We start from the raw sequence: 8,701 nt of genomic DNA on the forward strand, positions 1-8,701 counted from the left end.
CAGTTTGTTTGTAGCTGTGTCTGCCCTGATAATATGCTATTGCAGACAACTTAAAGTTGGTTGTGTATTTTGCCATAGAAAAGCACCCCAAAGGTTAGAGTGTCTAACTTTTGGGGTGCGGTTCATCGTTAGGTGATTTTTTTATTAATAAAGCAGATACAACTGACTTTATAATGATAAATGGCGCACCTAGCGGGCATCACATAAAACACATAAATTATTGATATTTAAATAATTATTTTATATTAAATTTCAGTTATACCAGTAAATATACCAGTTTTTTTCAAAATAACCCCTGTTTTTTTGCTATTTTGCCCTATTATTGCCATGTCATGCAGGTGTGCGAAAATTGGCGAAAAGCAGGGCGGTTTTATGTAACTTTATGTAACTTTGTTACAGCCCCCACTTTCTCCATCTTTTCGGAAGTTTTTTTTCAAAACAGAATTTTTTTATACACGAATAGGGGTGTGGTGTCCGCTGGTGTGGTGTTTGGTATTTTTTGCACGCCCCCCGACTGGTTTCGGTGGTGGATATACCCCCTATGGAATTTTGCCCACACGGAAAAAGTATTAGGGTGGCGGTCTTTAAAGACAAGGGTTTTTCACTTTAAACCTACCCCATCACATACCAGCCAGCACGGTCGCACGGTTCACGCCTGCTGTTCGGTGCTGGTGCTGTCGGTTCGGTCGGTGCTGGTGCTTATCTTTGTTGATGGCTATATCTCGGCGGTGGGGCTGGTGTTTGCGTGCTTGTTTTTATTATCAACATATTCACACCTTTTTAATGATGAATTTAAAAATACACCCTATCATTGCCAAAAAGCAATTTCAAGAACTGTCTGACGAAATTCTACACCTATCTACTATTCGCCCAATGTCTGCCACCGACATTGCCAACATTGTGGCATTGGGTGGTCAATCAGGCATTGCCAAAGAGCAGTTAATGCAATTTGCTGACAGTGCAGTCAAAATGGGCGTGGCGTTTGACATTTCCGCTCAAGAGGCAGGTCAATCAATGGCGGAACTTCGCTCCGCTTTCCAGTTAGACCAAAAAGGCGTGGAAACCCTTGCTGACAAAATCAATTATCTTGGCAATACCACCCCTGCTGCTGCCAAAAGCATTATGGAAATCGTTCAGCGAGTGGGGGCGTTTGGCGAGGTTGTTGGTTCATCAGCAGGGGCGATTGCCGCTGTTGGTGCAACCATTCGTGGCATGGGGGTGGCTGATGAAGTTGCTGCTACTGGCATCAAAAATATGTTTTTGGCACTTGGTAAGGGTGAGAATGCAACCAAAGGACAAAAGGAGGCATGGGAAAAACTTGGTCTTGACCATGAGTAAATCGCCAAAGATATGCAGACCAATGCTGAGGAGACAACGCTCAAAGTATTGGAATCTATCTCAAAACTTGAAAAGCATGAACAGGGGCAAGTCCTTGAGTCGTTATTTGGTAGCGAGTCTTTACTGGCTATCGCCCCTTTGCTATCGCAACTTGATACACTCAAAGGCAATCTAGGCAAAGTTAGCGACAGTACGCAATACGCAGGCTCGATGAATAAAGAATACGAAGCACGAGCCCAAACCACTGCTAATAATTTGCAGACGCTCAAAGGTCATATGACCGCTCTGGGGATTACCATTGGCTCAGTGGTGTTGCCTGCGTTAAATGGATTGATTGATGATCTAAAGCCTGCTATTGAAACAGTTATCGACTTTGCTAAAGCCAATCCTGAACTTGTTGCCACGCTATTTAAGGTGGTGGCTGCTCTTTTTGCCTTTAAAGCAGGCTCATTGGCGGTTCGATTTGGTTTTAATCTGTTATTTGGTGGTCTTTTATCTGGGTATGGGGTAGTAGCTCGTTTTATAGGTGCTTTTAGGCTGGTTAATGCGTCCATTCGTCTTTTCCAGATGGGTAGGAGCTGTCTCCGCTTTGAGATTGTTTGGGTTGTCTGCTCGTCAAGCTCGCACTGCCATTAGTCTGTTTACAGGTGGGTTTAAATTGATTCGTTCAGGGGCGACTGGCTTTGTGTCTGTACTGGGCAAAATCATGACTTTTGCAAGGCTATTTGGTTCATCGCTTGTCAGTGTAGGCATAAAAGTCGGTCAAGCCTTTATGATGATTGGACGAGTGGCTTTAATAGCAGGTCGCATGATGATGGCTAATCCCATTCTTTTGGTAGCGATGGCAATCGCTGGTGTGGCTTATCTGATTTACAAGAATTGGGATACTATTAAGCCAATGCTTGTGGCATTCTGGACGAGCATCACACAGGCGGCAAGTGCTGCTTGGCAATGGCTTGTCGGTATTTGGAATGGTTTTACCGCTTGGTTTGGTGGTCTTTGGACGGGTATTACTGTTTGGGTAAGTGGTGTTTGGACAGGTATCATAAATGGTGCAACAGCCGCTTGGCAATGGCTGGTTGGTATTTGGAGCGACTTTACCGCTTGGTTTGGTAATCTTTGGACGGGCATTACTGCCTGGGCAGGCAACGCTTGGACAGCGATAACAACAGGGGCAAGTGTTGCTTGGGCTGGTTTGTTGGTATTTTTATCGACAATAGCACTACCGCCAATATGAATATTCGTCTTGGTCAGCTTATCAATCGCTTTGGCATAAGGAGCCATCTGCTCAGCCAATACAGGATCAGCTGCAATGATGGTGTATGCCTCCTTGTATTGACGATGGGCAATTAGGCTTTGGGCTAGGCGTGCTTTAAACAGCTGATTATCTGGATAATTTTTAACCAGATTTTGATATAAGGTAATAGCGGTGCGGTGATCTTGATGCTTCGTGGCAATGGTCGCTTTCGCCCAAGTAACTATCGGTGTCCCCATCAATGCTTGTGGCTGTGCCTCATAAATGGACAATAAGATCTCTACACCATCACTCTGATGATACACCAATGCCGATAACATTGCCCTTGCTAACAGCTCTGGCTGTGCCAACAGCATCTCATCATCCACCGTCATTGTCTCTGTCTGCTTGATATCGATGGGTAATTGCGTTTTGGTAGGCTCAGGGATTTTAAAAGGCTGATCAACAGATTACAATCGTCTGTCATCTTAGCTTTGTTCATCGATCCGATTGGCATGAGCCTGCATGAATGGCAAAAGCACAGCACCAATGAGCAGCGACACGGACATATTTTTTATAATACATTGATACATGGTAATTTCTCATAACTCTGTCAAATCGCCAAAAAATAAGGCTCAACCCAATCATGTGATGGATTAAGCCTACATTCTAACGACACCTAAAACTTCATCTCCAACGCCAGCGTATAATTTCGCCCTGGGGCAGCGTAGCGAGCATGACTTGTACCGACATCTTGATTGACAGCATTGATGGATGATTGACGCACACTCTCCCAAGTACTGTATTTATAGTTCATCAGATTATACACGCCTGCTCTTAGTGTGATGTTGTCATGAGGCATATAATAGCCAGTTAAATCGTGTGTGTACCAACTGCGACTACGCTTACTGGGTACAGCGATGGCAATCTCATGACCATAGTAGGCACTGCCGGTTAATTCATCAGGATTTTTGGCTTTAGAATAGGTCAAGCTGTGATTAAATCCCCATTTGCCACTGGGTGCATCATAGCCGATACCTGCGACCACACGAGATGGCTGAATGGCATCTAAAATCGGGTCAGTGGTCATGGTATAGCCATCGTAGATATGTCGGTCTTTGACCTTGACACGATTATACGCCAGATTAGAATACAGACCGTCTGGCAGTTTGTCATAGACTCCATACCAGTCTATTTTACCCAAAACATTGATGCCCTCTAAAGTGATGTTTTGGATATTATAATAATCGCTCAAGGTGTACTGACCTCGTCTGTTGCCTTTGGCGATAAGGTCTTTGTAGTGATTGCGAAAATAGCTCGTCTCAATCGTACCAAATCGCCCTTGTAAGCCAACACCAAACTCATGGTTGGTGGATTTTTCTGGACGTGGGGCGATGCGATTTTTATAATCTTTGTCAGCAATGTCATTATCTTTGCCTGATGCACCCACCCGAATGCCATACATCTCATAAAAGGCAGGCACTCTAAAGCCGTTAGAATAACGATAAGACAGTGCCAAATAGTCTTTGGGGTGTACTGTAAACCCTGCATTGTATGACCAATTTTTATAATTATCCACCGCCGTCCAGTCATCATCAGTACTAAAGCGGTGATTATCATAACGCACCCCAAGCCCTAAATCCACCTTATCACCCAGTGCAATGTGGTCTCTTAGTGCCATAAAACTGTGCTTGCCTGTGATGATTCTTGGTTCACAGTTATTATTGTCAGTACTTTCGTTGTTGCAAGTAATGGCTGATTGTAAGGTTACAGGCACTCGTTTATAAATGCGAGGTTTGTCATAACTGCCATTATGACCCTGCTTATATTCATTATTATAACCGCCAGATGCATAGCTGTATGCCAGAGCACCACGCTCTAGTGTGGATTTGACATCGCCTATCCCAATCAGTGTCTGAAAGCGATGTTTGGATGTGCCAAGTTCAAAGTTCTTTTGTAAATTAAGCTGAGCTAATTTGAGTTTTTCTTCGTATTGATTAAATTCACGTCCAGACCATGACCATGGCTTATCCACACTTGCCTGACAGCGACTCATATTGGGATAATCACTGCAACGCTGTAAATACACCGTGCTATCCACGCCGATGGTTTGATGGTCTAGACTAAGCAATGCTTTATCAATCAGTCCTGTTTGAGAGGGACTCTTAAATTCATACGACACACCAAAGCGCTTTTTTTGGTGTTCTTCATCAAAAAATCGAGTGCGACTGTATCTAGCACCATATCTACCACTTTCTCCTTTATTAAATACAAGTCCTGACAGTGGATTGTCCGCCACATCAACGATACCAGAATTGCCCACCGCAAGACCCGTCTCAGCATTGATACTGCCTTGAGTTAAATCTACGCCTTTAGGGATGTCTGCTTTGGTGTAATAAGCAGGTAGGGTCATGTCCTGAATATTATAGTGCTGTTTGGTATGCTCTATGACCATGCCCAAACGATGGACATCACTCACATCATAACCTGCCTTATAGAAAATGGATTGGCTTTTATAATCCATCGGATTGGCGTGCACTCTGTCGATGCCTGTATAGTCTTTGGTGCTGGCGGTGCGTGTTGGATAGCGGATTTTGTCTGCCTGTTCCCGCTCTTTACTGCTTAAGGCAGGCGAGGTACGAATGGGCAAGACATCGCTGTTAATACTAGCAAATGGCAAAGGTGTGCAGTCCAGTGTTGGACAATCATCTTTGACTAAATAATAACTTCTGCCATAAGTGTCAGGCTTACGCAAGTCATAACGATCAAAGTAGCCTTCTAGTGGCTGATAGCTGTGTAAATACTCATCAATGGCTTTATGACTTTTGATCTCTTTACCCTCTTTGTGGGTATAGATAAGCAGGTTATCAAATTTGCCCATCTTAAATGCCCCAGCCACTGACTGTATCCATTGGTCGTTTTTACTGCTGTAGGCAGTTTTAGTGTCCAATCCCCAACTCTGACCTTCCTTGATGACATCAGATGAATCTTTGGTGGTCAGCCCCACTGCACCGCCCAATGCACCACTGCCATACTCTGCTGAGCTTGAGCCTTTGCTAAGCTCAATACTTTTGATGTTCTCGTATTCCACCTCATTGATTGCCCCAGAGCCAGCCTGTGTTTGGATTGAGCGATAGGATTGGGCTTGAGACAAACCATCAACCACGATGGCAACACGATTTTTATCCACGCCACGCATAGCATAACCTGAGGTTGCTCCTCGCCCTTGCTCAACCACGCTGATACCTGGGTCATAGCGTGTCAAATCACGAATGCCAAGAACCATCTCTCTATTGATGTCTTCAGTGCGCTTGACGACTTTGCCAAGCCCTGTAATTTCGTTGGTTTTACGGGTTGCTTGACGCTTAATTACCGCATTTAGTGCCTCAAGCTCAACACTTGGGTCATCGTTTTCATCAGCAAAGGCGGGCGTACCACACATCGCCATACTGACCGCTAAAAATAGCAGGCGGTATCTTACTTTTAACTCATTATGATTCATCGTGATTTTTCCATAAACTTGACAAAAAGCCACCCTAAGACACCCAGATGGCGACTTTTTGCTTAAAATTTGGGATTTGTCTTATCTGTCTTTTTGCTTGATTTGGGCTAAACAAATCATCTTAGATTAGGGTGTTTGGGTTTGGCGCTTAGCCCCAAAGACTACACCGATTTTATCCTCGCCTGCCTTATCATGGTGTATAACTCCGCCAAGCTCGCTGGCATCAGCACCATAAAACCCTCCATAAAAATTAGCATTGATATGGGCAATGGCAGAGGCACCCGTACTACTTGGGTCAAGATTAAAGCCACCCTCACGAGTTGTGGCTTTACCACTAAATCCATTAGCATTAATGACCCCGTTTAAGTTTAGGATTGGCAATTCCTCCACACCATTATCGCCGATAAGTTTACCCAAAAATTCCTTTGTGCCAAAATCTACATCAAATCGGCTACGAGCACCCGATGGCTCACCTGAAGCAGACACCGACCATTTGCGACCATCTTTACTGACGATATCGCCCTCCCAAGTACCCCGATAGTGTGCTTTTCCTGCTTGGGGAATTTTGTCAATATCAGTACGCTCACCCACCAAAAATAGCTTGCCATCTTTAATGGTGATGACACCATTATCATCATTGATTGCACCATAAGAACCGAATTTGACATAGTCTAGGTTATTACAGCAGACCGTTACTGACAGCTTTTTGCCGTCATGCTCCACTTGCCTTGTATGAACAAAATCCATGTCAGCAAAGCTCTTAACATTATCTGGTAAGAGTGGCAGACGCTTGCCGTTAATCACAAGATGACTGACTTGACCAAAAGTATCCATCCTGGATTTTTGTACAGTGTCGCTGTCAATCACTGTCGCATCAAATCGGGTTTGTAGTTTGGCATCGTCCAACGCTTCACGCTTTGCCCCAAACACCCCAAACAGCGACTTATCCTCTGCCAAAAATTTACCTGCCATTTCTTCGGCTTTTTCTCCAAAAAATCCACCCTCCATCACACCATCTTTACCAAAAATACCATGAGTTTTATCTTGAGCAATGGCAGTGCCCACAAAACGATTGCCACTTAATTTGCCGTCTATATGATAGCGGTGGGCATCTACCTGCTCTCCTGCTTTGCTTTCGGTAGCGACATAGCCATGACTGTATAAATCGCCTGTGAGCGTCTTATTTGTAAAGTCTACCTCAAAGCGACTTCCATGAGCAATCTTGGCATTTTTGATGTTGTTATTGACATAAGCATCAAGCGGTGTTGCACCTGACATATTGGCAGGTGATGACTGATTATCCCGTGTAAAGCCACTTGGGGGCTGGGTGCGAGTTTTATCAGTATCTGAAGTAAAGTCCCATGTGCCAGTATAGATGACCTTTTGGGTTGGTAAGATGGTGGATGGTATGACGCCTTGATAAAATACATAACCACGAGAGCCTGAATACATCTGACGCTTGCCATCTGCTTCTGTTACAAAGCTCACCCCCGCCTCAGCATCAATGATATAACCTGAGCGTACATATTGCATATCACGAGTGCGTGATAATGTCCCTTTGTCATGAGAATAGACAACCTCACCACTTGCCCTAGGTTGCTTGTTTAAGATGTCTTCATAATATTTGGGCAAATCCTCAAGCGTATGATTGATGGCTTGGACTTCACCGATTTGAACACCATCTGTTCTGTTGCCTCGTCTGGGTATTTCGCTGATAAAGCCGAGTGCTGGCTCCTCACTACTTATATCCAATGTGCGTCTTTCACCTTTTTCATCTTGATAAGTCGGTTCTTTGGGAGTATTGGAGTTGCCAGTGTTCTGGCTGGCTCCTTGCGTGTTTAAACTACTGACATTATCTAGGTCAAAGCTGCCTTTTCCGCCAGCACAAGCAGTCAATAATAAGCCACCAACAATAATGGCAAGTGGTTTTTTTGTGTAAAATTTCATACAATATCCATAATGATTTGCAATATTAAAATAAAAATCAGTATCATTTGAGAAATATTGATAATTATAAATAACATCTAATATGATGTCAATATAAAAGAAATATTATTTTATTTCTTTGAGTTGATAGTAAAGGATAAATGACCAATCAGTAAATTATCCAATCCCTTATCAGTACTTCATCTCAAGCGATATGATAAAATTTCGCCCTGATGCGGCGTACCGTAAATTTTAACTGACCAAGCACTCGCTCAGCTTCATCTGCGGACGGTGTAACCACCGACAAACCGCCAACACGCTCACCGTAGAGAGAAAGGTTTTTTGAGAATGAATTTGATACAAAAATCGGCAAATCCATCTCAACAGCACGACGAATGGCATAAGCATCTGCATCCATGTCATCATCAAAGCCCTGATGGGCAATATCCATAAAGGCAATGAGTTTTTTATCTTTGATGATGTCGAGTACAGTATCCCACTGCTCATTGGTCAGATCCACACCTGTTGGGTTGTGGCAACATGGGTGCAGTAGCACCACATCATTTTCATTTAGACCCCCAAAAGTCTGCTAAGTCTGCTAAGTTATTCAAAAAAAGCCTTGTAAGCCTTACCTCATAAGGGTTAAAAACTTTCCACCCATTTGCTAAGTTATTATAAATTTTACCTCAAACACCCTTAAA

At 43.6% G+C, this 8,701-nt stretch carries 5 protein-coding genes and 2 pseudogenes; 2 read left to right on the top strand and 5 right to left on the bottom strand.

The genetic code is table 11. The annotated features are described in order from the left end of the window. Positions 1-332 precede the first annotated feature (332 nt). Together ACERC6_RS09785 and ACERC6_RS09790 are read left to right on the top strand one after the other, a co-directional pair. Positions 333-842, top strand: coding sequence for a hypothetical protein (locus ACERC6_RS09785; RefSeq protein ID WP_373628880.1), 510 nt, complete (start codon positions 333-335; stop codon positions 840-842). After that, positions 787-1,974 (top strand): annotated as a pseudogene (locus ACERC6_RS09790) (phage tail tape measure protein). The gene ACERC6_RS09785 and the pseudogene ACERC6_RS09790 overlap by 56 nt, the downstream one beginning before the upstream one ends. Here ACERC6_RS09790 and ACERC6_RS09795 read toward each other — a convergent pair. The 5 genes and pseudogenes from ACERC6_RS09795 to ACERC6_RS09815 form a co-directional block, all read right to left on the bottom strand. Beyond that, positions 1,954-2,091 (bottom strand): hypothetical protein, encoded by a 138-nt coding sequence (locus tag ACERC6_RS09795; RefSeq protein WP_373628881.1) that lies wholly within the window; start codon positions 2,089-2,091, stop codon positions 1,954-1,956. The pseudogene ACERC6_RS09790 and the gene ACERC6_RS09795 sit on opposite strands and share 21 nt — an antisense overlap. 117 nt (positions 2,092-2,208) lie before the next feature. Then, complete coding sequence (locus tag ACERC6_RS09800) at positions 2,209-2,967, bottom strand: hypothetical protein (protein WP_373628882.1); 759 nt, start codon at positions 2,965-2,967, stop codon at positions 2,209-2,211. 284 nt (positions 2,968-3,251) lie between these two features. Continuing rightward, complete coding sequence (locus ACERC6_RS09805) at positions 3,252-6,074, bottom strand: lactoferrin/transferrin family TonB-dependent receptor (RefSeq protein WP_373628883.1); 2,823 nt, start codon at positions 6,072-6,074, stop codon at positions 3,252-3,254. A gap of 126 nt (positions 6,075-6,200) precedes the next feature. Continuing rightward, a complete protein-coding gene (locus ACERC6_RS09810) occupies positions 6,201-8,021 on the bottom strand; it encodes a transferrin-binding protein-like solute binding protein (protein ID WP_373628884.1) in 1,821 nt (606 codons plus the stop codon). A 211-nt stretch (positions 8,022-8,232) separates the two neighbouring features. After that, positions 8,233-8,583, bottom strand: a pseudogene (locus ACERC6_RS09815) (aminotransferase class I/II-fold pyridoxal phosphate-dependent enzyme); the annotation flags it as partial. Between the last annotated feature and the right edge of the window lie 118 nt (positions 8,584-8,701).

This window comes from Moraxella sp. E33BD, assembly GCF_041807865.1.
Classification (GTDB): Bacteria; Pseudomonadota; Gammaproteobacteria; order Pseudomonadales; family Moraxellaceae; genus Moraxella; species Moraxella haemolytica.